This window comes from Ramlibacter sp. (assembly GCF_035627355.1).
Lineage (GTDB): Bacteria > Pseudomonadota > Gammaproteobacteria > Burkholderiales > Burkholderiaceae_C > Ramlibacter.
In genome coordinates, this window is sequence record NZ_DASPLW010000068.1 from 1 (window position 1) to 22,268 (window position 22,268).

18 protein-coding genes, 1 tRNA gene and 2 pseudogenes are annotated in these 22,268 nt (G+C 70.4%); 7 read left to right on the plus strand and 14 right to left on the minus strand.

Features of this window, described 5'->3' with window-relative positions:
• A pseudogene (locus VEC03_RS16820) lies at window positions 1-256 on the minus strand (3-oxoadipyl-CoA thiolase); the annotation flags it as partial.
• A gap of 74 nt (window positions 257-330) precedes the next feature.
• On the opposite strand from VEC03_RS16820, the gene VEC03_RS16825 reads away from it, so the two are divergent.
• Window positions 331-765 carry a DUF1841 family protein gene (locus tag VEC03_RS16825; RefSeq protein ID WP_324917740.1) on the plus strand — a complete coding sequence of 145 codons (435 nt, stop codon included), beginning with the start codon at window positions 331-333 and terminating at the stop codon, window positions 763-765.
• A gap of 66 nt (window positions 766-831) precedes the next feature.
• On the opposite strand, the gene VEC03_RS16830 is transcribed toward VEC03_RS16825, so the two are convergent.
• The gene (locus VEC03_RS16830; protein ID WP_324917743.1) at window positions 832-1,533 is read right to left on the minus strand and encodes a c-type cytochrome; all 702 of its coding nucleotides are present in this window, start codon (window positions 1,531-1,533) and stop codon (window positions 832-834) included.
• An 83-nt stretch (window positions 1,534-1,616) separates the two neighbouring features.
• On the opposite strand from VEC03_RS16830, the gene VEC03_RS16835 reads away from it, so the two are divergent.
• The 5 genes from VEC03_RS16835 (at window position 1,617) to VEC03_RS16855 (ending at window position 5,054) form a co-directional block, all read left to right on the plus strand.
• Window positions 1,617-2,459, plus strand: a complete 843-nt coding sequence (locus VEC03_RS16835; RefSeq protein ID WP_324917746.1) for a MoxR family ATPase — start codon at window positions 1,617-1,619, stop codon at window positions 2,457-2,459.
• A 5-nt stretch (window positions 2,460-2,464) separates the two neighbouring features.
• Window positions 2,465-3,058: a GNAT family protein gene (locus VEC03_RS16840; protein WP_324917749.1), complete on the plus strand. Its 594-nt coding sequence runs from the start codon at window positions 2,465-2,467 to the stop codon at window positions 3,056-3,058.
• A gap of 12 nt (window positions 3,059-3,070) precedes the next feature.
• Window positions 3,071-4,261 carry a VWA domain-containing protein gene (locus tag VEC03_RS16845; protein WP_324917752.1) on the plus strand — a complete coding sequence of 397 codons (1,191 nt, stop codon included), beginning with the start codon at window positions 3,071-3,073 and terminating at the stop codon, window positions 4,259-4,261.
• 166 nt (window positions 4,262-4,427) lie between these two features.
• Window positions 4,428-4,502: transfer RNA gene (locus VEC03_RS16850), tRNA-Arg, on the plus strand.
• A gap of 315 nt (window positions 4,503-4,817) precedes the next feature.
• Window positions 4,818-5,054 carry a hypothetical protein gene (locus VEC03_RS16855; protein WP_324917755.1) on the plus strand — a complete coding sequence of 79 codons (237 nt, stop codon included), beginning with the start codon at window positions 4,818-4,820 and terminating at the stop codon, window positions 5,052-5,054.
• A 23-nt stretch (window positions 5,055-5,077) separates the two neighbouring features.
• Here the strand turns inward: VEC03_RS16855 and VEC03_RS16860 are convergent, their stop codons facing one another.
• Window positions 5,078-6,688 (minus strand): iron ABC transporter permease, encoded by a 1,611-nt coding sequence (locus VEC03_RS16860; protein ID WP_324917758.1) that lies wholly within the window; start codon window positions 6,686-6,688, stop codon window positions 5,078-5,080.
• 85 nt (window positions 6,689-6,773) lie between these two features.
• On the opposite strand from VEC03_RS16860, the gene VEC03_RS16865 reads away from it, so the two are divergent.
• Window positions 6,774-7,868, plus strand: coding sequence for an ABC transporter ATP-binding protein (locus VEC03_RS16865; protein ID WP_324917761.1), 1,095 nt, complete (start codon window positions 6,774-6,776; stop codon window positions 7,866-7,868).
• Here VEC03_RS16865 and VEC03_RS16870 read toward each other — a convergent pair.
• The 11 genes and pseudogenes from VEC03_RS16870 to VEC03_RS16920 form a co-directional block, all read right to left on the minus strand.
• On the minus strand, window positions 7,865-8,605 hold the full coding sequence (locus VEC03_RS16870; protein ID WP_324917764.1) for a lysophospholipid acyltransferase family protein: 741 nt from the start codon (window positions 8,603-8,605) through the stop codon (window positions 7,865-7,867). The genes VEC03_RS16865 and VEC03_RS16870 overlap by 4 nt on opposite strands.
• Before the next feature lie 2 nt (window positions 8,606-8,607).
• Window positions 8,608-9,915 (minus strand): dihydroorotase, encoded by a 1,308-nt coding sequence (locus VEC03_RS16875; RefSeq protein WP_324917767.1) that lies wholly within the window; start codon window positions 9,913-9,915, stop codon window positions 8,608-8,610.
• 7 nt (window positions 9,916-9,922) lie between these two features.
• Complete coding sequence (locus VEC03_RS16880) at window positions 9,923-10,885, minus strand: aspartate carbamoyltransferase catalytic subunit (protein WP_324917770.1); 963 nt, start codon at window positions 10,883-10,885, stop codon at window positions 9,923-9,925.
• Window positions 10,885-11,379, minus strand: a complete 495-nt coding sequence (gene pyrR, locus VEC03_RS16885; protein WP_324917772.1) for a bifunctional pyr operon transcriptional regulator/uracil phosphoribosyltransferase PyrR — start codon at window positions 11,377-11,379, stop codon at window positions 10,885-10,887. The genes VEC03_RS16880 and pyrR overlap by 1 nt, the downstream gene beginning before the upstream one ends.
• A 57-nt stretch (window positions 11,380-11,436) precedes the next feature.
• Window positions 11,437-11,853 carry a Holliday junction resolvase RuvX gene (ruvX, locus tag VEC03_RS16890; protein ID WP_324917775.1) on the minus strand — a complete coding sequence of 139 codons (417 nt, stop codon included), beginning with the start codon at window positions 11,851-11,853 and terminating at the stop codon, window positions 11,437-11,439.
• Window positions 11,850-12,452 carry a YqgE/AlgH family protein gene (locus VEC03_RS16895; protein WP_414708513.1) on the minus strand — a complete coding sequence of 201 codons (603 nt, stop codon included), beginning with the start codon at window positions 12,450-12,452 and terminating at the stop codon, window positions 11,850-11,852. Before VEC03_RS16895 ends, ruvX begins: the two co-directional genes overlap by 4 nt.
• A gap of 76 nt (window positions 12,453-12,528) precedes the next feature.
• Window positions 12,529-18,906: an Hpt domain-containing protein gene (locus VEC03_RS16900; protein WP_324917781.1), complete on the minus strand. Its 6,378-nt coding sequence runs from the start codon at window positions 18,904-18,906 to the stop codon at window positions 12,529-12,531.
• A gap of 72 nt (window positions 18,907-18,978) precedes the next feature.
• Window positions 18,979-21,252 carry a methyl-accepting chemotaxis protein gene (locus VEC03_RS16905; RefSeq protein ID WP_324917784.1) on the minus strand — a complete coding sequence of 758 codons (2,274 nt, stop codon included), beginning with the start codon at window positions 21,250-21,252 and terminating at the stop codon, window positions 18,979-18,981.
• A 24-nt stretch (window positions 21,253-21,276) separates the two neighbouring features.
• Complete coding sequence (locus VEC03_RS16910; protein WP_324917787.1) at window positions 21,277-21,807, minus strand: chemotaxis protein CheW; 531 nt, start codon at window positions 21,805-21,807, stop codon at window positions 21,277-21,279.
• A gap of 19 nt (window positions 21,808-21,826) precedes the next feature.
• Window positions 21,827-22,192 (minus strand): response regulator, encoded by a 366-nt coding sequence (locus VEC03_RS16915; RefSeq protein ID WP_324917790.1) that lies wholly within the window; start codon window positions 22,190-22,192, stop codon window positions 21,827-21,829.
• A pseudogene (locus VEC03_RS16920) lies at window positions 22,192-22,268 on the minus strand (response regulator); the annotation flags it as partial. The gene VEC03_RS16915 and the pseudogene VEC03_RS16920, both read right to left, overlap by 1 nt.

Genomic DNA, 22,268 nt, shown 5'->3' on the forward strand with positions numbered 1-22,268 from the left:
TGGCGCCCGGCACCTCGATCGGCAGCCCGGCCAGCAGCGCGGCCATGCGGGCCACGTTGCGGTTGTCCTCGCCGGCCTGGTTGGCGCAGCCGTACAGCACGTCGCTGACCGCCTGCCAGTCGGCCTTGGGGTTGCGCGCCACCAGGGCCCGGATGGGCAGCGCGGCCAGGTCGTCGGTGCGCACCGAGGACAGGGCGCCGCCGTAGCGGCCGAAGGGGGTGCGAATGGCGTCGCAGATAAAGGCTTGCTGGCTCATGGGGGCTCCGGGGACGTCGATAGCAGCTCGAATCCGCGATTTTCGCCGACGCCCGAGGTGTTAGCCTCCGGCCCATGTTCAACCCCTCCCAGCAGGATGTGCGGCGCTTCTTCTGCGCCGTCCATGCCAAGGCCCGCGCCGGGCAGCCGCTGGACGCGCTGGAGACGCTGGCCAGCCAGTGGCTGCTGGAGCATCCGGAATACGACCCCGACCTCGCCGACGCCGAAGCGGCAGTGGCCCGGGTCTACGACGGCAGCGACGGCCAGGCCAACCCTTTCCTGCACCTGTCCATGCACCTGTCGATCAGCGAGCAGTGCTCGATCGACCAGCCGCGCGGCATCCGCCAGGCGGTCGAACTGCTGGCCGCCCGCCGCGGCTCGCTGCACGACGCGCACCACGAAGCCATGGAGTGCCTGGGCCAGATGCTGTGGGAAAGCCAGCGCGCCGGCCGGCCCCCGGACGGCGAGGCCTACGTGGCCTGCGTGCAGCGAAGGGCCACGAAAGACTGAGCCGGGCTCGCCCACAAAAGACAAGGCCCGCCAGAGGCGGGCCTTGTCTGCTATTGGCGTATCGGCTTACTTGAAACGGGACTCCGGCACCGTCTCCAGCTCGCCGTCCAGGCTGCCGATGTAGTCGGCCATGGCCTTGAGTTCGGCGTTGCTGAACTGCTTGGCGACGCCGCCCATGACGGCGTTGCCGCGGCCCACCGGGCCCTTGGCATCGGCCTTGTACGACTTCAGCGCGACGAACAGGTAGTCCTTGTGCTGGCCGGCGATCTTCGGGTAGTTGGGGGCGATCGGCTTGGAGAAGTTGACGCCGTGGCAGGAGACGCAGGCGCCCTTCTGCAGCAGGGCCGCGACCGGCGCGGCAGGCTCCCGGCTCGGCTTCTCGGCCACCGGCTCGTTGGTCCCGAGCTTGGAGTAGTAGGCCGCGACGTCCTTGATGTCCTGCTCCGACAGCGAATCGGCGATGCCGCGCATGGTCGGGTGGCGGCGCTCACCGGTCTTGTAGCCGGCCAGCGCGGCCTCGATGTAGGCGGCGCTCTGGCCCGCGATCATCGGCACCTTGTGCACTTCGGGGAAGCTGGCCTGGTAGCCCGGGATGTTGTGGCAGCCCAGGCACATCGCAATCTTGGCCTGCAGGTCGGCGGGGTTCGCCGGCGTGGCGGCCGCGGGTGCGGCCGCAGGCGCCGGTGCGGCGGGCGCGGCCTGTGCGTGTGCGAACCCGGTCGCAGACGCGACAAGCAGGGCCATGAGCGTGGTCAACAACTGATTCATTTTGAGCGCACAATCGACGAGCGTCTGATCCAGATCAACGATCGATTATAGGGGGCACCTCAACAGCCCCGATGATTCCCCCCATGAAGTTCCAAGGCACCCAGAACTACGTCGCCACGCAGGATTTGATGCTGGCGGTCAATGCATCCATCACCCTCAAGCGGCCGCTGCTGGTCAAGGGCGAACCGGGCACCGGCAAGACCATGCTGGCCGAGGAAGTGGCGCAGGCGCTGGGCATGCCGCTGCTGCAGTGGCACATCAAGTCCACCACCAAGGCGCAGCAGGGCCTGTACGAGTACGACGCGGTCTCCCGCCTGCGCGACTCGCAGCTCGGGGACGAGAAGGTCAAGGACATCCACAACTACATCGTCAAGGGCGTGCTGTGGCAGGCCTTCGCCGCCGAGCAGCCGGTGGCGCTGCTGATCGACGAGATCGACAAGGCCGACATCGAATTCCCGAACGACCTGCTGCGCGAGCTCGATCGCATGGAGTTCTACGTCTACGAGACGCGCGAGCTGGTCAAGGCGAAGCACCGGCCGCTGGTGTTCATCACCTCCAACAACGAGAAGGAACTGCCCGACGCCTTCCTGCGCCGCTGCTTCTTCCACTACATCAAGTTCCCCGACGCCGACACGATGAGGAAGATCGTGGAGGTGCACTTCCCCGGCCTGAAGCAGGAGCTGCTGTCGGCCGCGATGAAGACCTTCTACGACGTGCGCAACCTGCCGGGCCTGAAGAAGAAGCCCAGCACGTCCGAGCTGCTCGACTGGCTGAAGCTGCTCGTGGCCGAGGACATCCCTCTCGAGGCGCTGCAGTCCAAGGACGACAAGGTCGCCGTGCCGCCGCTGGTGGGCGCCCTCCTCAAGAACGAGCAGGACGTGACGCTGTTCGAGAAACTGGTGTTCATGCAGCGGCACAACCGCTGAGCGCCATGACGTTCGCCGCGCCGATCACGCTGCAGGGCCGGCACGCCAGGCTGGAGCCTCTGTCACTGGCGCACGAAGCCGAAGCCGCCGAGGCGGTGCGCGACGGCGAGCTGTGGAAGCTCTGGTACACCAGCATCCCGGCCCACGACAAGATGCGCGCCGAGATCGAGCGCCGGCTCGGCCTGCAGGACAAGGGCTCCATGCTGCCGTTCGCGGTGCGCGATGCCCAGGGCGGCTTCGCGGGCATGACGACCTACATGAACATCGATGCGGCCAACCGCCGCGTCGAGATCGGGTCCACCTGGTACCGCCGCAGCGTCCAGCGCACCGCCCTCAACACCGAGTGCAAGCTGATGCTGCTCACCCATGCGTTCGAGGCGCTGGACTGCATCGCCGTGGAGTTCCGCACGCACTGGTTCAACCACCAGAGCCGCAATGCGATCGAGCGCCTGGGTGCCAGACAGGACGGCGTGCTGCGCAACCACATGCGGATGCCGGACGGCTCGCTGCGCGACACGGTGGTGTTCAGCATCATCCGCGGCGAGTGGCCGGCCGTGAAGGCGCACCTGGGTTACCAGCTCGCCCGCCCGCGCCACTGAGAGGAGTCAGCGATGTTGATCGACTTCTTCTACACCCTGCGCAGCGCCAAGCTGCCCGTGTCCGTCAAGGAATACCTGGTCCTGCTCGAGGCGCTGAAGGAAGGCGTGGTCGGGCCGGCCAGCGAGGACGGCTACTCGGTCGACGACTTCTACTACCTGTCGCGCACCGCGCTGGTCAAGGACGAGAAGCACTACGACAAGTTCGACCGCGCCTTCGCCGCCTACTTCAAGGGCGTGGAGCTGGTGGCCGACTTCACCAAGGACGTCCCGCTGGAGTGGCTGCGCAAGAACCTGGAGCTCGAGCTGTCGCCGGAGGAGAAGGCGAAGATCGAGAAGATGGGCTGGGACGAGCTCATGGAGACGCTGAAGAAGCGCTTCGAGGAGCAGAAGGAGCGCCACGAGGGCGGCAGCAAGTGGATCGGCACCGGCGGCACCTCGCCGTTCGGCGCCTACGGCTTCAACCCGCAGGGCATCCGCATCGGCCAGGACAAGGGGCGCAACCGCAGCGCGGTCAAGGTCTGGGACCAGCGCGCCTACAAGGACTACGACGACAGCCAGGAACTGGGCACGCGCAACATCAAGGTGGCGCTGCGCCGGCTGCGCAAGTTCGCGCGCGAGGGTGCCGAGGAGGAACTGGACCTCGACGACACCATCAAGTCCACCGCCGCCAATGCCGGCTGGCTGGACATCAAGATGGTGCCGGAGCGGCACAACAACGTGAAGGTGCTGCTGCTGATGGACGTGGGCGGCACCATGGACGAGCATATCCACCGCGTCGAGGAAATGTTCTCGGCCGCCAAGGCCGAGTTCAAGCACCTGGAGTTCTATTACTTCCACAACTGCGTCTACGACTTCATGTGGAAGAACAACCGCCGGCGCTTCTCGGAGAAGTTCCCGACCTGGGACATCATCCGCAAGTACAACAAGGACTACAAACTCATCTTCGTCGGCGATGCGACGATGAGCCCGTACGAGATCCTGCAGCCCGGCGGCAGCGTCGAATACAACAACGAGGAAGCCGGCGCCGAATGGCTGCAGCGCCTGACGGACGCCTTCCCCAAGTTCGCCTGGATCAACCCGGAACCCCAGGGCGTGTGGCAATACCGGCAGTCGATCTCGGTGATCCAGCAGCTGATGAACCAGCGCATGTACCCGCTGACCATCAAGGGCCTGGAAGAGGCCATGCGCCTGCTGTCGAAGTGACTTCGCGAACGGAGTGAGCGAAGTCATCCCCGCGCAGGCGGGGATCCAGCGCGCACCGCGCACTGGCACGACCTCCGAGCCACGCTACACGCGCGAAGTCACCCTCGCCGCTCCCCCGCTGCGCACCAATCGCTCCCAGCGCCCGCCCCCTACAATGGCGCGCTCCGCCGCCGTAGTTCAATGGATAGAACGAGCGCCTCCTAAGCGCTAGATGCAGGTTCGATTCCTGCCGGGGGCGCCACCCACCGCAGCCCGGCTGCCATCCGCCGGCGCCCGCATCGTCCCTTCAGCCGCACCGACTCGCCGCATTCACGCTGCAAGTCGGCCGCCGAGCAGGTCCGCGATCACGCGTGACGTGACCGGACATTCGGTCGTCGTGACAGCGTCGTGACAAACCCGTGAGGCCTGCTCCCATCCTGGGCATTGTGGCCACGCGGTGGCGTCCTACAGACAGGCCAGCGCCCGTCGATAAGCTGCATCGCAGGCATTGGTTCCGGAGCGGCCACCAGCAGGTTCCGCATCCGGATGCATGACAAAAGACAGAGAGGACCTCCGCATGACATCAGCCGACTACCGCATCGAAAGCAGTTACCCGATCGCCAGTTGCCTGCTTCCGACCTGCGGTGCGCAGCAGTACTTCGTGAGCGACCGCGCGCTCGCCATCACGCTCGCGGCCAAGAGCAGCACCCGGCCGGGCGGCCAGGAAATCCGCGTCGTCCACGTGCCCACGGGCGAGATCGTCTTCCGAAAGCAGAGCCTGCGCCGCTACTACGAGGCGGAGGAAGAGGTCTGAGCTGAAGCGGCGCTCGTGCGCGCTCAGCGCGACCGCAGCGCCCGGCTGAGCAGGATCACCGGCAGCAGCCCCACCAGCACCAGCGCCAGCGAAGGCAGCGCCGCTTCACCGAGGCGCTCGTCGCGTGCGAGCTGGTAGGCCACCACGGCCAGCGTGTCGCTGTTGAAGGGCCGCAGCAGCAGCGTGGCGGGCAGTTCCTTCATCACGTCCACGAACACCAGCAGTGCCGCAGCCGCGGCCGAGCGCCGCAGCAGCGGCCAGTGCACCCGGGCCAGCAGCGCCAGCCGGCCGGTGCCCAGCATGCGCGCCGAGTCGTCGAAGCTGGCCGGTATGCGCGCATAGCCGCTCTGCATGGACTGCAGCGCGACCGACATGAACCGCACCAGGTAGGCCCAGACGATGCCCATCGCGGTGCCGGTCACCCAGTAGACCGTCGGCGTATCGGGCGCCGTCCGCTGCAGCCAGCCGACCGGCAGCAGCAGCCCGACCACGATCACCGCGCCGGGGATGGCGTAGCCCAGCCCGGCCAGCCGCACCACGCCGCGCGTCACCGCGTCGCCGCTGCGGCGCAGGCTGTAGGCCAGCAGCATGGCGATGGCGACCGCCAGCACCGCGCTGATGCCGCCCAGCCGCACGCTGTTGCCGGCCCATTGCATGAAGCGGTCCCAGGGCAGCGCCGACCAATCGGCCAGCAGCGGCCGCAGCATGAACAGCACGGGCAGCACGAAGCCCATGAGCACCGGCAGCGCGCAGAGGGCAATGGCCGCCAGCGCGCGTCGGCCGGCCAGCGGCACCGGTTGTGCCTCGCCCGAGCCGGCTCGCCCGCCGCGCGCCGCGGCGAAGCGCATGCGGTGCTGCGCCCGCTGCTCCAGGGCCAGCAGCACGACCACCACCAGCAGCAGCGTGGTCGAGAGCTGGGCCGCGGCAATGCGGTTGTCCATCGCCAGCCAGGCCTTGTAGATGCCGGTGGTGAAGGTGGTGATCCCGAAATAGCTGGCCACGCCGAAGTCGGCCAGGGTCTCCATCAGCGCCAGCGCGACGCCGGCCGCCACCGCCGGGCGCGCCAGCGGCAGCGCGACCCGCAGCACCCGCGTGCGCAACGGCGCGCCGAGCAGCCGCGCCGCTTCCATGAGCTGGGTGGCGCGCTCGGCCAGCGCCGCGCGCGCCAGCAGGTAGACGTAGGGGTACAGCGTGAAGACGAAGACCACGGTGGCGCCGGCCACGTTGCGGATCTCGGGGAACACGCGGCCTTCCAGCCCGAAGGCCGTCCGCAGCCAGGTCTGGAGCGGTCCGCTGAACTGCAGGAAGTCGGTGTACGCGTAGGCCACCACGTACGAGGGCACCGCCAGCGGCAGCAGCAGGCCCCACTCGAAGAAGCGCCGGCCGGGAAAGTCGAACAGGGTGACGGCGGCTGCCGAGGCCATGCCGACCACCGCGACGCCAACGCCGACTGCGACGCACAGGCCCAGGCTGGTGACCGTGTAGCCGGGCAGCACCGTCGCTGCCATCTCGCGCAGGATGCCGGCGCTGTGCGCATCCCATTGCAGCCAGGACGCGATGACGGTGACCACCGGCAGCACGATCAGGGCGGCCAGGGCGAGCAGCAGGAGGTCTTGCAGCCGCGCTAGGGACATGGATGGGATTGGGCGGGCTTCGCCCTCGGCCGCGCTTGATCTAAGCCAACGCAAATGAGAATTGTACTCATCTAAAATCGGACTCATGCACGTCGAACTGTCGCGGGTGAGCGTCCGCTACCGGGGTCAGGAGCGTCCGGCGGTGGACGACGTCTCGCTCGGCCTGCCCGAGGGCAGCATCGGCGTGCTGATCGGGCCATCGGGCTGCGGCAAGACCACGCTGCTGCGGGCCGTGGCCGGCCTGGAGCGGGCCAGCGGCGGCGAGGTCCGCCTGTCCGGCGAGGTGGTCGAGAGCCCCGAGGTGCACCGGCCGCCGGAGGCCCGGCGCATCGGCATGGTGTTCCAGGACTACGCGCTGTTCCCGCACCTGGACGTGGGACGCAACGTCGCCTTCGGGCTGGGCCGCCTGGCGCGCGGCGAGCGCGCCGACCGGGTCGCCGAAGTGCTGTCGCTGGTAGGCCTGGCCGGGGTCGAGCGGCGCATGCCGCACGAGCTGTCGGGCGGCCAGCAGCAGCGCGTGGCGCTGGCCCGCGCGCTGGCGCCGCGGCCGCAGCTGCTGCTGCTGGACGAGCCCTTCTCCAACCTGGACGTCGAGCTGCGCGAGCGGCTGGCGCACGAGATCCGCGGCATCCTGAAGGCGGCACGCACCACGGCGCTGTTCGTCACCCACGACCAGCTCGAGGCCTTCGCCATCGGCGACGTCATCGGCGTGATGCACCAGGGCCGGCTGCACCAGTGGGACGATGCCTACACCCTGTACCACCGCCCCGGCACCCGCTTCGTGGCCGACTTCATCGGCCACGGGGTGTTCGCCCCGGCCACGCTGCGCGAGGTCGACGGCCAGGTGGTGGTGGACACGCCCCTGGGCTCGCTGACCGACGTGGCCGAGTGCCCGCTGCCGACGGCGTTCGGCGGCGGCCAGTGCGAGGTGCTGCTGCGCGCCGACGACATCGTGCACGACGACCATGCGCCGGTGAAGGCGCAGATCGTGCGCAAGGCCTTCCGGGGCTCGGAGTTCCTCTACACGCTGCGGCTGGGCACCGGCGAGATGGTGATGGCGCACGTGCCCAGCCACCACGACCACAAGGTCGGCGAGTGGATCGGCATCCGGCCCGAGGTGGACCACGTGGTCACCTTCGAGCGCGGCTCCGGCGCCGGCGCGCCGCCGATGGCGCCCTAGCCTTCCTGGCGCAGCCGCTGCACCGCCGCCCGAAGGTCGCCTGCCCAGCGGCGGCGATCGCGATCCTGCGCGTGCTGCGGCAGGCCGAACGCCACCACGGCGGTGATGGCGGGCCCGTTCAGGGTCCGCCACAGCGAGGCCACCAGCGTGTCGTCGCCGATGTAGCAGGGGTCCAGGCTCATGCGGCCCGTGCGGGTCTCGATGAACTGCAGCGCCACGGGCTGGGCCGGCGCCGGCGCCGCGATGGCGGCCTGGATCAGGTTGGCATGGAACGGCAGCAGGTCGATGCCGTCGCTGGTCGTGCCCTCGGGGAACACGGCCACGATGTCGCCCGACTGCAGGCTGGCGGCGATGTGGTGCACCACCCGCATCGCGTCGCGCCGCGATTCCCGCTCGATGTACAGCGTGCCGGCACCGGTCGCCAGCGCGCCGATCAGCGGCCAGCGCTTCACGTCGGCCTTGGACACGAAGCGGCAGTGCCGGGCCGCGTGCAGCACCAGGATGTCCAGCCAGGAGATGTGGTTGGACACCAGCAGCACCGGGCCACGCAGCGGCGGCTGGCCGCGCACCTGCAGCGCGATGCCCAGCACCTCCAGCATCCCGCGGGCCCAGGACTGCACGCGCTGCTGGCGCTCTTCTTCGGACAGCCGCGGGAACTCGAAGCGCAGGGTCGCGAGACCCCGCAGCGCGTGCAGCAGCGCCCGCAGCAGCCGCCACGCGGCGCGCAGCGATCGCATCGTCAGTCGGAGGGAGTGCCGGCGTCCCAGGCCAGCTGGCCGGCGGCGATGGTCCAGCGCACCCGGCCCGGCAGCTCGTAGCCCGAGAAGGGCGTGTGCTTGCCCTGGCTGCGCAGCGCCGGCGGTTCCACGGTCCAGTGCGCCTGCGGGTCGAACACGCACAGGTCGGCGACGCCGCCCTCGGCCAGGCGGCCGCAACTGGCCTCCAGCGTGCCCAGCGCCGGGCCGAGCACGCGTGCCGGCTCGCTGGTCAGCACCGCGAGGGCGCGCGCCAGGCCGACCCCGCTCTCCTGGCCCCAGCGCAGCCCCAGCGACAGCAGCAGTTCCAGGCCGGTGGCGCCCGGCTCGGCTTCCGCGAACGGCAGCGTCTTGGCGTCCTCGTCCACCGGGGTGTGGTCGGACACCAGCGCGTCGATGGTGCCGTCGGCCAACCCTTCGCGCAGCGCGTCGCGGTCACGCTGCTGGCGCAGCGGCGGCGACAGCCGCATGCGGCTGTCGAAGTAGCCGATGTCGGTGTCGGTCAGGTGCAGCGAGTTGATGCTCACGTCGCAGGTGACGGGCAGGCCCTGGTCCTTTGCCTGCCGCACCAGTTCCACCCCGGCGGCGCTGCTGATGCGGCACAGGTGCACGCGGGTGCCGCTGGATTTCATCAACTCGAAGATGGTGTGCAGCGCGATCGTCTCCGCCGCTACCGGCACGCCGGGCAGCCCCAGCCGGGTGGCCAGCGGGCCGCTGGCCGCCACGCCCCGCCCCAGGTGCAGTTCCTGCGGGCGCAGCCAGACCGTGTAGCCGAAGGTGGCGGCGTACTGCAGCGCGCGCTGCAGCACCTGGGTGTTGGCCAGGCTGGTCTCGGCCTGGCTGAAGCCGACGCAGCCGGCTTCGGTGAGTTCGGCCATCTCGGTCAGCACCTCGCCCGCCAGGCCGCGCGTCAGCGCACCGAGCGGGAACACCCGCGCCTGGTGCAGCTTCTCGGCGCGCATGCGCAGCATCTCCACCAGGCCCGGCTCGTCCAGCACCGGATCGGTGTCGGGCATGCAGACCAGGCTGGTGACGCCGCCGGCCACGGCCGCGGCCATCTCCGACTCCAGCATGCCCTCGTGCTCGTGGCCGGGCTCGCGCAGCCGCACCGCCAGGTCGACCAGCCCCGGGGCCACGATGCAGCCGCGCGCATCCAGCGTGCGCGACGGGCTGAAGCCCGCCGGCGTGCCGCCGATCGCCACGATGCGTCCGGCCGCCAGCGCCACGTCGGCGATCTCGTCGCGATTGCTGGCCGGGTCGATCACCCGGCCGTTCCTGATCAGGATCTTCATCTTGCTCTCACGCCTCGTTGCTGGCGACTATGCTCATGACCGCCATGCGCACGGCGATGCCGAAGGTCACCTGCGGCAGGATCACGCTCTGCTGGCCGTCGACCACGGCGGAGTCGATCTCGACGCCGCGGTTGATCGGCCCCGGGTGCATCACGATCGCATCCGGCTTGGCCAGCCGCAGCTTGTCGGGCGTCAGGCCGAAGCTCTTGAAGAACTCCTGCGACGAGGGCAGCAGCGCGCCGCTCATGCGCTCGTTCTGCAGCCGCAGCATGATCACCACGTCGCAGCCGCGGATGCCCTCCTCCAGCGTGTGGCACACCCGTACGCCCATCTGCGCCATGTCGCCCGGCACCAGCGTCTTGGGGCCGACCACCCGCACCTCGGCGCAGCCGAGCGTGGTCAGCGCGTGGATGTCCGAGCGCGCCACCCGCGAATGCAGCACGTCGCCGACGATCGCCACCGTCAGGTTGGAGAAGTCCTTCTTGTAGTGGCGGATGGTGTACATGTCGAGCAGCCCCTGGGTGGGGTGCGCGTGGCGGCCGTCGCCGGCGTTGATCACGTGCACGTGCGGTGCCACGTGCTGCGCGATCAGGTAGGGCGCGCCCGATTCGCTGTGGCGCACCACGAACAGGTCGGCCGCCATCGCCGACAGGTTTGCGATGGTGTCCAGCAGCGACTCGCCCTTGCTGGCCGAGGAGCGCGCGATGTCCAGGTTGATCACGTCGGCCGACAGCCGGGTGGCCGCGATCTCGAAGGTGGTGCGGGTGCGGGTGCTGTTCTCGAAGAACAGGTTGAACACGCTCTTGCCGCGCAGCAGCGGCACCTTCTTGACCTCGCGGGCGCTGACGCCGACGAACTTCTCCGCCGTGTCGAGGATGTGGGTCACGATGTCGCGCGGCAGCCCTTCCACCGACAGGAGGTGGACCAGTTCGCCGTTGCGGTTCAACTGCGGATTGCGTCGATAGAGCATCAATTCACCTGGAAGCTGAAGCGGCCCTGGTCGTCGCGCGCGAGCTGCAGCGACTGCGTGTCGGGCAGGGTCACCCGGGCGGCGGCGAAGTCGGCCTGCACCGGCAGTTCGCGCCCGCCCCGGTCCACCAGCACGGCCAGCTTCACGCTGGCGGGCCGGCCGTAGTCGAACAGTTCGTTGAGCACGGCGCGCAGCGTGCGCCCGGTGTAGAGCACGTCGTCCAGCAGGACGATGTGGGCGCCGTCCACGTCGAACGGCAGCATGGTCTGCGCGCCCGAGGCCGACAGGCCGCGCTGCGCGAAGTCGTCGCGGTGCATGGACGAGGAGATCGTGCCGGCCTGCCCTTCCAGCCCCAGGTCCTGCTGCAGCCGCTGCGCCAGCCAGGCCCCGCCCGAGGTGATGCCCACCAGCCGGCCCGCCGGGCCGCGCAACGCCGGCACGCCGCGCAGCAGCTCGCGGTACAGCGCCTCGGCGTCCAGCCGCAATTCAGTCATGGGATACCTCCGCGCTACGCGCTGCGGTGCGAGCCCCTTCGGGCGGCCGTGCGGGGCTCATTCGATGCTCCTCAGGAACTGTTCCAGGATGATGCAGGCAGCCGCGGCGTCGGCATCGGCCGCGCCGCCGGCGATCGCCTCGGTGGTGCTGTAGCGCTCGTCGACTTCGTAGACGGCCAGCTTCACCCGCGCCGCCAGCTGGCGTCCGAAGCGCTGCGCCCGGGCGGTATTCTCGTGCGGCGCACCGTCGGGGTGGAAAGGCACGCCGACCACGAGGGCATCGGGATGCCACTCGCGCACCCGCTGTTCGGCCGCATCCAGCCGCGCGCGGCCCTCGGCCCGGATCGTCGGCTGCGGCGTGGCGGTGCGCAGCAGCCGGTTGCCCACGGCCACGCCGGTGCGCCGGGCACCGTAATCGAAGGCAAGAAAGGTGGTGAAGTGGCGGGGTACGTCGGGGCGCGGGGGCACGCTCATGCGTGGCCGGCCTCGGGCGACAGCATCCAGGACTGCAGGCCCAGCAACTGCAGCGCCTTGTCGTAGCGCTGCTCGACCGGCGTATCGAAGATCACCTGCGGGTCGGCGGCGACCGTGAGCCAGCTGTTCTCGGCCAGCTCCGATTCGAGCTGGCCCTCGCCCCAGGCCGAGTAGCCGAGCGAGACCAGCACCTTGCGCGGGCCGGCGCCGGTGGACAGCGCCTCCAGCACGTCCTTGGAGGTGGTCATCTCCAGGCCGCCGGGGATGGTCATGGTGGACGCGTAGACCGGTTCGTCGGGCTGGGCCTCGTCGCCGATCACGGCCTCGTGCAGCACGAAGCCGCGCTCGGTCTGCACCGGCCCGCCCTGGAACACCGGCGCGCCGGCCAGGTCGTCGCGCGCCAGCGGCAGGTCGACCTTGTCGAACAGGTTCTTCAGCTTGATGTCGCTGGGCTTGTTGATCACCAGCCCCAGCGCGCCGCGCGAGCTGTGCTCGCACAGGTAGACCACGCTGCCGGCGAAGGACTCGTCCTGAAGCCCCGGCATCGCGATCAGGAAATGATGCGTGAGGTTCATGGTCGTGGCTCCTGCCGGCGGCATGCGCCGATTCTAGCCAAGGGGCGGCGGGCGGGCGCCCGAAAAAGCCCGCACGCCGCCGCGCTCCACCCCGCCGGGCTCAGGCCGGCGTCGCCGACGATGCTGCCGTGCAGTAGTGCCGGACCAGGCTCAGCAATTCCTCTTCCGAGTAGGGCTTGCCCAGGTAGTGGTTGACGCCTAGCTCGCGCGCGTGCTCGCGGTGCTTCTCGGCAATGCGCGAGGTGATCATGACGATCGGCAGGTCGGACCAGCGGGGGTCGAAGCGGATGTTGCGCGCCAGGTCGAAGCCGTCCATGCGCGGCATCTCGATGTCCGACAGCACCACCGCCGGCCGCTCCTCGGCCAGCCGCTCGAGCGCCTGCAGGCCGTCGGCGGCCAGCACGACCCGGTAGCCTTCGCGCTGCAACAGGCGCTGAGTGACCCGCCGCACCGTGATCGAGTCGTCCACCACCAGCACCATCGGAACCTGGGGGACGGCCTGCGCGGCGGCCACGGCGACGGCCGCGCCGCCGGCCTGCTCCAGCACCTCGGGCTGGGCGCGATCGGCGCTCAGCCGGCGCGCCTGCTCGCCATACACCGAGGACAGGGCCACCGGGTTGTAGATCAGGACCACGGCGCCGGAAGCCAGCACCGTCATGCCGGCCAGGCCGGGCAGGCGGGCCAGCTGCGGGCCCAGGTTCTTCACCACCACTTCCTGGTTGCCCAGCACTTCGTCCACGTGCACGGCGATGCGCTGCGCGGCGCTGCGGAAGACCACCACCGGCAGCGTCCGGGCCTGCGGCTCGCTGCTGTGCGCCGAGGACTGCAGCAGGGCGCCCGACCAGAAGAACGGCAGCGACTCGCCGCCGAACTCGAAGCGGCCGCTGTTGTAGGCCTGCTGGACTTCCTTGGCGCTGGCCCGGCGCACGATTTCCACCAGGTTGGCCGGCACGCCGATCGAGAGACTGCCGCTGCGCACCATCACCACCTGCGTCACCGCGGTGGTCAGCGGCAGCACCAGCTTGAAGCGGGTGCCCTGGCCACGCTGGGTGACGGTCTCGATGCGGCCGCCGAGGGCGTTGACCTCGGAGCGCACCACGTCCATGCCGATGCCGCGGCCGGCCAGCTCGGTCACTTCCGCCGCGGTGGAGAAGCCGGGCATGAAGATCAGGTTGGCGGCATCGGCCTCGGTCAGCTGCTGGGCCGGGGTGATCAGCCCCTGCTTGAGCGCCTTGTCGCGGATGCGCGCCAGGTCGAGGCCGGCGCCGTCGTCGCGGAACTCCACCGAGACGTCGTTGCCTTCCTGGCTGACGTCGACCTGGATCGCGCCGGCGGCTTCCTTGCCGGCCGCCAGCCGCGTGGCGGCGTCCTCGATGCCGTGCGCCACGCAGTTGCGCAGCAGGTGCTCGAAGGCCGGCGTCATGCGGTCGAGCACGCCGCGGTCCATCTCGATGGAGCCGCCGGTGATGTCCAGCTTGACCTGCTTGCCGGTCTCCTTGGAGGCCAGCCGCACCACCCGGTACAGGCGATCGGAGATGCCGTCGAACTCCACCATGCGCGTGCGCAGCAGGTCGCGCTGCAACTCGCGGGTCTGGCGCGCCTGCGCGATCAGGTCGTCCTCGGTCGCTTCCACCGCGCGCTGCAGGTTGCGCTGCACCGTGGCCACGTCGTTGACCGACTCGGCCATCATGCGGGTGAGTTCCTGTACCCGGGTGAAGCGGTCGAACTCCAGCGGGTCGAAGGCGGCCGAATCGCGCGACTGCGCCAGCCGCGACTGCATCTGCGTCTCGGCCTGCAGCTCGATGTCGCGCAGCTGGCTGCGCAGCCGGTCCAGGCCGCCGGTGAGGTCCTGCAGCGAGCCACGCAGGTTGCGCAGCTCGTTCTCCAGCCGGGAGCGGGTGATCATCACCTCGCCGGCCTGGTTCACCAGCCGGTCGAGCAGCTGGGAACGCACCCGCACCGCATGGCTGGCGGAGGCCCGCTGCGGCGCCAGCTGGGTGGTGACCGGTGCGGCCAGTACCGCGCGGCCCGCGGCGGGCGCGGCCGGCGCCGCTGGCTCGGCCAGTTGCACGGCCTCGACGGCCGGCTCTGCCGGTGCTTCCGCGGGCGGCTGGGCAGCGCTCGTGCGCAGCGCGTCGAAACGCGCCTGCAGCTTGTCGAAGCGGTGCAGCAGCGGCTCGACTTCGGCGGCCGGCGCTTCCACCGGGATGGTCTCGACGACCGACTCCATGCGGTGGGCCATCTCGCCCAGCCGCAGCGCGCCGGCCAGGCGGGCACTGCCCTTGAGGGTGTGCAGCGCGCGCAGCACTTCGTCGCGGCCGCCACGCTGGCCCTGCTGCGCCCACTGGCGCAGCGCCGCGCCCATGCGCGGGAACAGTTCGACCGCCTCGTCCTCGAAGATCGGGAACAGGTCGGGGTCGATCGCGTCGGCGACGTCGATGTCGTCCTCGTCGCCCTCGCCGTCGAAGTGCGGCGCCGGTCCGTCCACCGGTTGCGGCCGCTCGGCGGCCGGGCTGGCGGCCGTGGCTGCTGCCGGCGCGGTGAGGTCGGCCGGTTCGAACGGCTCGTCGAGATCCAGTCCCTCGAGGCCGCCGCGCCCGCTGTCGGCCAGTTCGGCGCGCCGCGGCACCTCGAGCTGGTCCAGCGCGGCCAGCGCCTCGGCCACGGCCGGGTCGGCCTCCTTCAGGAAACCGGCGGCGAACTGGTGCAGCAGGCGGCGGATCTCGGCCGTCGCGCGGACGAAGGTGCGGCCGTGCTGCTGCGTGCCCCAGGCCAGTGTCTGGGCGTGCTGCAGCGCGCTTTCCAGCGCGCGGGCGACGTCGGACAGCGCGTGGAAGCCGACCGTGGCCGAACTGCCGGCCAGCGCATGGGCCAGCCCGACCACCGAATCCGGGACGGGCTCGCTGACCTGCAGCGCCCACTCGCCCAGCTCCTGTTCGAGGCGCCGGGACCACTCGTCGGCTTCGTTCAGGTAGACGTTGTAGAGCGGGATGCCGATGCGCAGCGTGCCTATGACCTTAGTCTGGTCGTCCAGGGGCGCGGCGGCGGATTCGAGGACGCCCCAGGCGCTGGCCCCGGCCTCGGCCGGCTGGGCGGACGCCGTGACTTCGATGACCTCGACGTCGGCGGAGGCGAAGTCCGCGGGCCACTCGTCGGCGGGCGCTTCGCCGGCCGGCTCGGTCCCAGCCGCTTCGCCGGCCGGCTCGGTCCCAGCCGCTTCGACAGTCGGTTCGGTCGCAGCCGCTTCGGTAGCAGTTGCTTCGGTCGGCTCGGTCGCAGCCGTTTCAGTCGGTTGCGGATCGGCAGCAACAACTTCCTCGGGCACCGGATCAGCCGCCATCGGCTCGACCGGGCTCGCCGGCAGTTCGATCTCGAACGCGGGTTCGGGGTCGGCTTCGGCGTCGGCTTCGCTGGCCGGTGCCGCGGGTGCGGGCGCAGGCGCGGCACCGGACAAGGCACCCAGGCTCGTGAAGTCGATGCGCTCGAACTCGGCCGGCGCTTCGGCGGGAGCCGCAGGCGCCGGGGCTTCCGTAGTCCCTAGGTCCAGCACGAAATCGGCCGGCAGCTCCGGTGCGGTAGGCGCCTGCGCCTCCTCGACCGGCACCCGGATGGTCTGGGTGGTGGCGAACTGCGGGTCCTCGAGCTCGGCCGCCGGCGCTGCCGGCGCTTCACTGCCGAAGTCGAGGTCGAAGGCAGGCGGGACTTCCGGCGTCGGCGGCGCCTCGACCGGCACCTGGATCGTCTGCGTGGTGGCGAGCTGCGGGTTCTCGGCCTCGACCGGCGGCGCTGCCGGCGCTTCGCTGCCGAAGTCGAGGTCGAACGCGGGCAAGGCTTCCGGCGCCGGCATGTCGGCCGACGGCTCGACCGCGGCCGTTTCGCCGCCCGTCGCAGGCGAGAGATCGCCGAAGTCGATGGCGGCGAGATCGGGCCCTTCGGCCGCAGCGGCAGCCGGTTCGGGCGCGAGGTCGAAGGCGATGGCGTCCGGGGCCGCAGCCTCGGCGGGCACTTCCGGTGCATCGGGCACCGCTGGCACTTCCGGTACCGCTGGCACCCCCAGCGCCTCTGGCACGGAGGGCACGGAGGGCGATGCCGCGTCGGCCGGCGCTGTGGCCTGTGCCGTCGGCGCGTCGCCGGGCAGCACCAGCGCCAGCAAGCGCGCTTCGGTGCGGAACGCATCGGCCGGGCCACGGAACATGGCCGACTTCCAGGCCGCGTCGGTGCGCGCCGCGATGTCCTCGATCCAGCGGCCGAAGCCCCGCAGGGCCTCGCCGGACAGGGTGCGCAGGTCGTCCGAGGCCGGCTTCTGGTCGGCCAGCCAGGTGTTGAGCACCTGCTCCATCGCCCAGCCGGCTTCGCCGAACTCGTTCAAACCCACCATGCGCGAGCTGCCCTTGAGGGTGTGGAACGCCCGGCGCAAGGTGGTGAGCTCGCCGACGTCGGCGGGGTTGGCGGCCAGCGCCTCGACCGCGGCCAGACCATTCCCGACGACCTCGCGCGCTTCCTCCAGGAAGATCTCGCGCAGTTCGGCGTCGTCTTCGTCTACCGGTGCCGGAGCCGGAGCGACGGCAGGGGCAGCAGCCACGGCGATCGCCGGCTGTACCACAGCTGGTGCGGCAGCGGCCGCAAGCGGCACGGATGCAGGCACGACCGCGGCGGCGGCGGGTGCGGCGGCGGCTTGCGGCATGGCCGCCTCGCCCTCCAGGCCCAGGTACTGCGCCGGCGCCTCGGCGCGTCCCATCAGCGGGCGTAGCTCGCCATGGGCGTCGTCATAGACGAACAGCTTCTTGGCCAGCGCCGGCTGGTAGTTCAGCATGTCGATCAGGAAGCCGAGCGCACCCAGGTTGTTGCCCAGCTTCTCGAAGGTGCCGGCCTGGTGGACCTGCGCCTCGTCGATCTCGGTGTCGATGATGGCCTCGACCGTCTCGCGCATCCGCGCGACCGCCTGGCTGGCCTGCTCCAGGCCGAGCACGGACAGCACGCCGCGCATCTGCAGCAGGTGACTGGGCGCATTGGCGAGCGGCCCCTTGTCCTGCGGGTTGCGGAAGAAGGCGTCGAGCAGCTTCTCCAGCTCGGCCAGCGTGCCGCGCAGTTCGCCCACCACGCTGCCCATGGTCTGCCGGTCGCTGACCCGGCGGTACAGCTCCTCCATCCAGGGTTCCAGGGCCAGGGCGTGGCCCGATCGGGAAACCTGTTCGAGCCGCTCGGCCAGCCGCGCGGTGCGCGACGCGAGTTGCGAGTCGGTCGGATCCAGGTCCTGGAAGGCCGCCTCCAGGTACAGCACGGCGGTGGCCACTTCCATGGCCAGTTCGGGCTGCGGCGGCCGGCCGGAACGAACCACGGCCTCGACGGCGGCGCCCAGGCTGCGGGCCAGCGGCGCGCTGGGCGGATGCAGCCGGGTCAGCACGTCGCCGATCTGGTGGAACTGCTCCCCGACGGCCTTGAGCTTGCCGGGGTCGCCGCCGGACACGGCCGACCAGCTCTCCTTGCCGGCCGCGATGCGCTTGCGGATCTGCGACAGCAGGGCCGGATCGAACCGGCCGAACTGCGCCGTCTGGTAGTCGACCGGCGTGAACCGGTCCAGCCCCCAGGCCGCACGGACCGCCGCCAGCGACGGCGCCGCGACACCGGCCGGCGGCACCGCTTGGCAGCAGAAGAAAAGCAGGTCCTGCGCGAGCCGGTCGGATACGCCCAGCTCGCCCTTGGCCAGGCTGGCGTACTGCAGCAGCACGCGGGAGCCGCCGCGCTTGACGTAGACGTCGGCCGGCAGCAGGCCGAGCGCCATCGCCTCGAAGTACGCCGCCGCCAGCTTCCAGAAGATGCGCGGCTGCCTAGCCTGCTGCCCGGTGGCCAGCCCCGTGCAGATGTCGGCCAGTTCGGCGGCCGCCGCCGGATCGGCGCTCTTGACGATGCGCAGGACGGCCTGGTCCATGCGGGAGCGCAGCGCCGCGTCATAGGCCAGCGCCTCGGCGGCCGCCGGCGTTTCCGGCTCCAGCCAGCGCCAGTCGATCACCCACAGGTCGGCCGGGTGGAGACGGTCGCCGCCGGCCAGCTCCTGCACGTCCTTGTACTGGGGGAACAGCGCGACCGGCGAGATGCTCTTGCCGTGCAGCACGCTCTCGAGGAACTCGGCCAGCGCGAAGCCCGCCCGGTCGACCTTCGCCGCCGCCGCTTCGCTGCACAGCTCGGGACGCTCGACGAACTTCTGCACCGCCGCTTCCATGGCGCGCAGGATCAGCGCGGGGGCGCCCAGGCCCACCATCTCCAGCGCGCCGACCGCCTGGTGCAGCTGCTGGCGGGCGATGCGCAACTGGCCGTCGTCGACCGAGGCCATGTCCTGGCCGCGCGCCAGGGCGGCGTCGCGCACGAAGCGCCGCAGGGCCGCCGACGCGGTCTCGAGCGACTTGCGCAGTTCGTCGAGCACCCAGGCCAGCGGCCCGAGGTCCTGGGTCGACAGGTCGATGTCGGTTGCTGCTTGCATGGGGCTCATGGCAAATGGCTTCGCTGCGCTGGGTGGCGGATGACGAACCGGTCAGTCGTCATCCGTCGTCCGTCACGCGATCTTGAATCGCGCCACCGACTGCCGCAGCTCCTCGGCCATGCGCGAGAGCTCGCGCACCTGCTGCGCCGTCGAGCGCGTGCCCTCGCCGGTCTGCTCGGTCACGGCGAAGATGTGCTGGATGTTGCCGGCCACCACGTTGGCCGATTCGGCTTCCCGGGAGGCCGAGGCGGAGATCTGTTCGATCAGCTCGGCGAGGCGGCGCGACACCTGGTCGATCTCGGTCAGCGCGGTGCCGGCGTTGTCGGACAGCTTGGCCCCTTCGACCACGCCCTGGGTGGAGCGCTCCATGGCGGCCACCGCGTCCTGCGTGTCGGTCTGGATGGCCTTCACCAGCGCCGCGATCTGGCGCGTGGCGTCGGCCGAGCGTTCGGCCAGCCGCTGCACTTCTTCCGCCACCACCGAGAAGCCGCGCCCGGCTTCGCCGGCCGACGCGGCCTGGATGGCGGCGTTCAGGGCGAGCACGTTGGTCTGCTCGGTAATGTCGGAAATCAGTTCGGTGATTTCGCCGATCTCCTGGGACGACTCGCCCAGCCGCTTGATCCGCTTGGAGGTCTCCTGGATCTGGTCGCGGATCGCGTTCATGCCGCCGATGGCGTTCTGCACGGCCTGCAGGCCGGACTCGGCGGCCTGCAGCGACTGGCGCGCCACTTGGGCCGATTCCTGCGCTTGGCCGGACACCTGGTTGATCCGGCCGGCCATGTCGAGCACGGACTGGCCGGTCTCGCGGATCTCGCGCAACTGCTCGGTGGACGCCGCCAGCAGCTCGGTGGAGGTGTTCTCCACCTGCGCCGTGGTCTGCGCCACCTTGGTGGCCGTGTTCTGCACGTTGCCCACCAGCTGGCGCAGTTCCTCCACCGTGTAGTTCACCGAGTCGGCGATGGCGCCGGTGATGTCCTCGGTCACGGTGGCTTCCTGCGTCAGGTCGCCTTCGGCCACCGTCTGCAACTCGTTCATCAGCCGGAGAATGGCGGCCTGGTTGGCGTCGTTGACGCGCTTGGCTTCCTGTTCCTGGCGCTCGGCTTCCTGGCGCTGCTGCTCGGCCGTTTCCTGGCGCTTGCGGCTGTCCTGCAGCTGCACGTAGGCGAGGCCGATCGAGCACAGGATGGCGAAGCCGGCCGCGAGCGCGAGGGCCGCGATGGCGCCGGCGCCCAGGCCGGTCTGCAGCGACAGCTTGCCCTGCAGTTCCTCCATCGCGCGGCGCAGCGGCTCGGAGTCGGCAATGATCGCGGCCTGCGCCTCGCGCGCGGACACCAGGCCCTGCAGGTTGCCCAGGATGGCGCTGGCCTGGCTGCGGGTTTCCTCATAGACCTTGAGCAGCGACTCCAGCCGCTCGCGGGTCTGCGCGTCCTTGGTGCCGGGCAGCCGCAGCTCGGGGCTGCCGTCCAGCAGGCCCTGCGCGATCTCCTTGAACGAGTTCAGGTCCTTGCCGAGCAGGAACACCGCCTCGGGCGACAGGCCCTCGCTGGCGGTCATGAATTCGTTGGCCGACTTGCCGATGCGCTGCGTCAGCATCACGAGCTGGCCGGCCGCGGAGATCTCGGCGGCGGACGCGTTCTGCTGCAGCTTGAGCGAGGAGATCGTCTCGGCGATCTCCAGCAGGTCCGACGACTGGCGGTTGATGGTGCGCAGGGCGGTGCCCACCTGGGTCAGGATCTTCTGCTGGCCCAGCACCACGCCGGCGTTCTTCTCGGCGCGCTCCATCAGCGGCACGATCTTGTCCATGTCGGGCTGGAACTCCACGGCAACCGGGTCCAGGCGCAGGGCGCTGTCGCCGGACCGCAGGCCGCGCACCGAACGGGCCAGCACGTTGGCGCTGTCGCGCACTTCGCCGAAGGCCTGCTCGCTGCCGACCAGCGCCTGCGCGACCGACTTGGCCAGCCGCTGCGACTGGGTCAGCGAGTCGCCCGTGTTCTTCACCTGCTGCGCGACCTTGTCGCCCTGGTTGACCGCGAACACGGCCACCGAACCCAGCACCACCAGCGACGCAGCCAGCAGCGTGAACAGCGTGCGCTGGTGGGTGGCGATGGTGCGCCGCCCCAGCAGCGGGACGCTGACCCGCTCGCCCTCGGCGGCCTGCTCGGCGGCATCGATCGACTCGGGGCCTTCCACGCTGTCGACCTCGCCCTCGGACAGCACCTGCTCTCCCACGTCGAGCGTGCTGCCGGCGAGCGGATCGGCCGGCGCCTGGCCCGCCGCGGCTTCGGCGGCGGCTTCCTCCGGTTTCTTCTTGGCGAGGAGGTTCTTCAGTTGGTCGACGACGGACATGGTTGCAAGGCCTTCAGGGATGCCTCAAGCGCTGATGCTGAGGAACTGGGGATGCTGGGACAGCGCCTGCAGGTTGATCTCCTGCCACTGCACGCCGGCCGCATCGGTGTAGGTGCTGCCGAACCAGGCCGGCGAGCCCTCGGCGGGTTCGCTGGAGGAGGCGAAGGCCTCCAGGTTGCGCAGGCCGGCCAGGCGGTCGATCAGGAGTGCGCAGTTGACCTCCAGCGCGGCGTTCAGTGCCACGAGGCGGGAATCGGCGCGGCCGGCCTCGGTGCGCATCGCCGGCGGCCGGCCGCTGGCGAACGCGGCCAGGTCGATCACGCCGTACAGCCCGCCGCGCAGGTTGGCCACGCCCAGGAACCAGGGCTGGGTATAGGGCACGTGCTGCGGCTGGGCGAAGGGGAAGATCTCGCCAGCCTGGGCCAGCGGGAACAAATAGCGAACCCCGGCTGCCTCCACCGCCAGCCACGATGCCTGCACGCCTTCGGCACGCGCCGCCTGCAGGCGGTCGGCCAGGCGGGTCTGGAGTTCGCGCAGCGCTTCGCGGTTGGCCATGGACGGCGGCAGGGCGGGCTCAGCCCAGCGCCTTGATCTTGGACATCAGCTCGCTGGCGTCGACCGGCTTGGTGATGTAGTCGCGCGCGCCCTGGCGCATGCCCCAGACGCGATCGGTCTCCTGGTTCTTGCTGGTGCACAGGATGATCGGGATCGCGGCGTACTGCGGGTCGCGGGCGATGGCGCGCGTGAGCTGGAAGCCGTTCTGGCCGGGCATGACCACGTCCATGAGGATCAGGTCGGGCTGGTCTTCCTCGAGGCGGCGCATCGCGTCTTCGGCGTTCTCGGCCGTCTTGACGGCGAAGCCGTTCTTCTGGAGCAGGTCGGAGAGGAACACCAGTTCCGTCTTGGAGTCGTCGACGACGAGGATTTTTCGAATGGGCATCACTGCACTTCCTGTTGAACGTTGCCGAACTGCTGAACGGCCTGCAGCAGCTGGTCTTTGGTGAAGGGTTTGGTGA

Bases quoted from the DNA above. Each gene is read 5' to 3' on its own strand.
- VEC03_RS16860 (WP_324917758.1), bottom strand. From the start codon at position 6,688: ATGTCCCTAGCGCGGCTGCAAGACCTCCTGCTGCTCGCCCTGGCCGCC.
- VEC03_RS16915 (WP_324917790.1), bottom strand. From the start codon at position 22,192: ATGCCCATTCGAAAAATCCTCGTCGTCGACGACTCCAAGACGGAACTG.
- VEC03_RS16910 (WP_324917787.1), bottom strand. From the start codon at position 21,807: ATGGCCAACCGCGAAGCGCTGCGCGAACTCCAGACCCGCCTGGCCGAC.
- VEC03_RS16865 (WP_324917761.1), top strand. From the start codon at position 6,774: ATGCACGTCGAACTGTCGCGGGTGAGCGTCCGCTACCGGGGTCAGGAG.
- VEC03_RS16825 (WP_324917740.1), top strand. From the start codon at position 331: ATGTTCAACCCCTCCCAGCAGGATGTGCGGCGCTTCTTCTGCGCCGTC.
- VEC03_RS16840 (WP_324917749.1), top strand. From the start codon at position 2,465: ATGACGTTCGCCGCGCCGATCACGCTGCAGGGCCGGCACGCCAGGCTG.
- VEC03_RS16905 (WP_324917784.1), bottom strand. From the start codon at position 21,252: ATGTCCGTCGTCGACCAACTGAAGAACCTCCTCGCCAAGAAGAAACCG.
- VEC03_RS16830 (WP_324917743.1), bottom strand. From the start codon at position 1,533: ATGAATCAGTTGTTGACCACGCTCATGGCCCTGCTTGTCGCGTCTGCG.
- VEC03_RS16845 (WP_324917752.1), top strand. From the start codon at position 3,071: ATGTTGATCGACTTCTTCTACACCCTGCGCAGCGCCAAGCTGCCCGTG.
- pyrR (WP_324917772.1), bottom strand. From the start codon at position 11,379: ATGACTGAATTGCGGCTGGACGCCGAGGCGCTGTACCGCGAGCTGCTG.
- ruvX (WP_324917775.1), bottom strand. From the start codon at position 11,853: ATGAGCGTGCCCCCGCGCCCCGACGTACCCCGCCACTTCACCACCTTT.
- VEC03_RS16895 (WP_414708513.1), bottom strand. From the start codon at position 12,452: ATGCCGCCGGCAGGAGCCACGACCATGAACCTCACGCATCATTTCCTG.
- VEC03_RS16880 (WP_324917770.1), bottom strand. From the start codon at position 10,885: ATGCTCTATCGACGCAATCCGCAGTTGAACCGCAACGGCGAACTGGTC.
- VEC03_RS16835 (WP_324917746.1), top strand. From the start codon at position 1,617: ATGAAGTTCCAAGGCACCCAGAACTACGTCGCCACGCAGGATTTGATG.
- VEC03_RS16855 (WP_324917755.1), top strand. From the start codon at position 4,818: ATGACATCAGCCGACTACCGCATCGAAAGCAGTTACCCGATCGCCAGT.
- VEC03_RS16900 (WP_324917781.1), bottom strand. From the start codon at position 18,906: ATGCAAGCAGCAACCGACATCGACCTGTCGACCCAGGACCTCGGGCCG.
- VEC03_RS16875 (WP_324917767.1), bottom strand. From the start codon at position 9,915: ATGAAGATCCTGATCAGGAACGGCCGGGTGATCGACCCGGCCAGCAAT.
- VEC03_RS16870 (WP_324917764.1), bottom strand. From the start codon at position 8,605: ATGCGATCGCTGCGCGCCGCGTGGCGGCTGCTGCGGGCGCTGCTGCAC.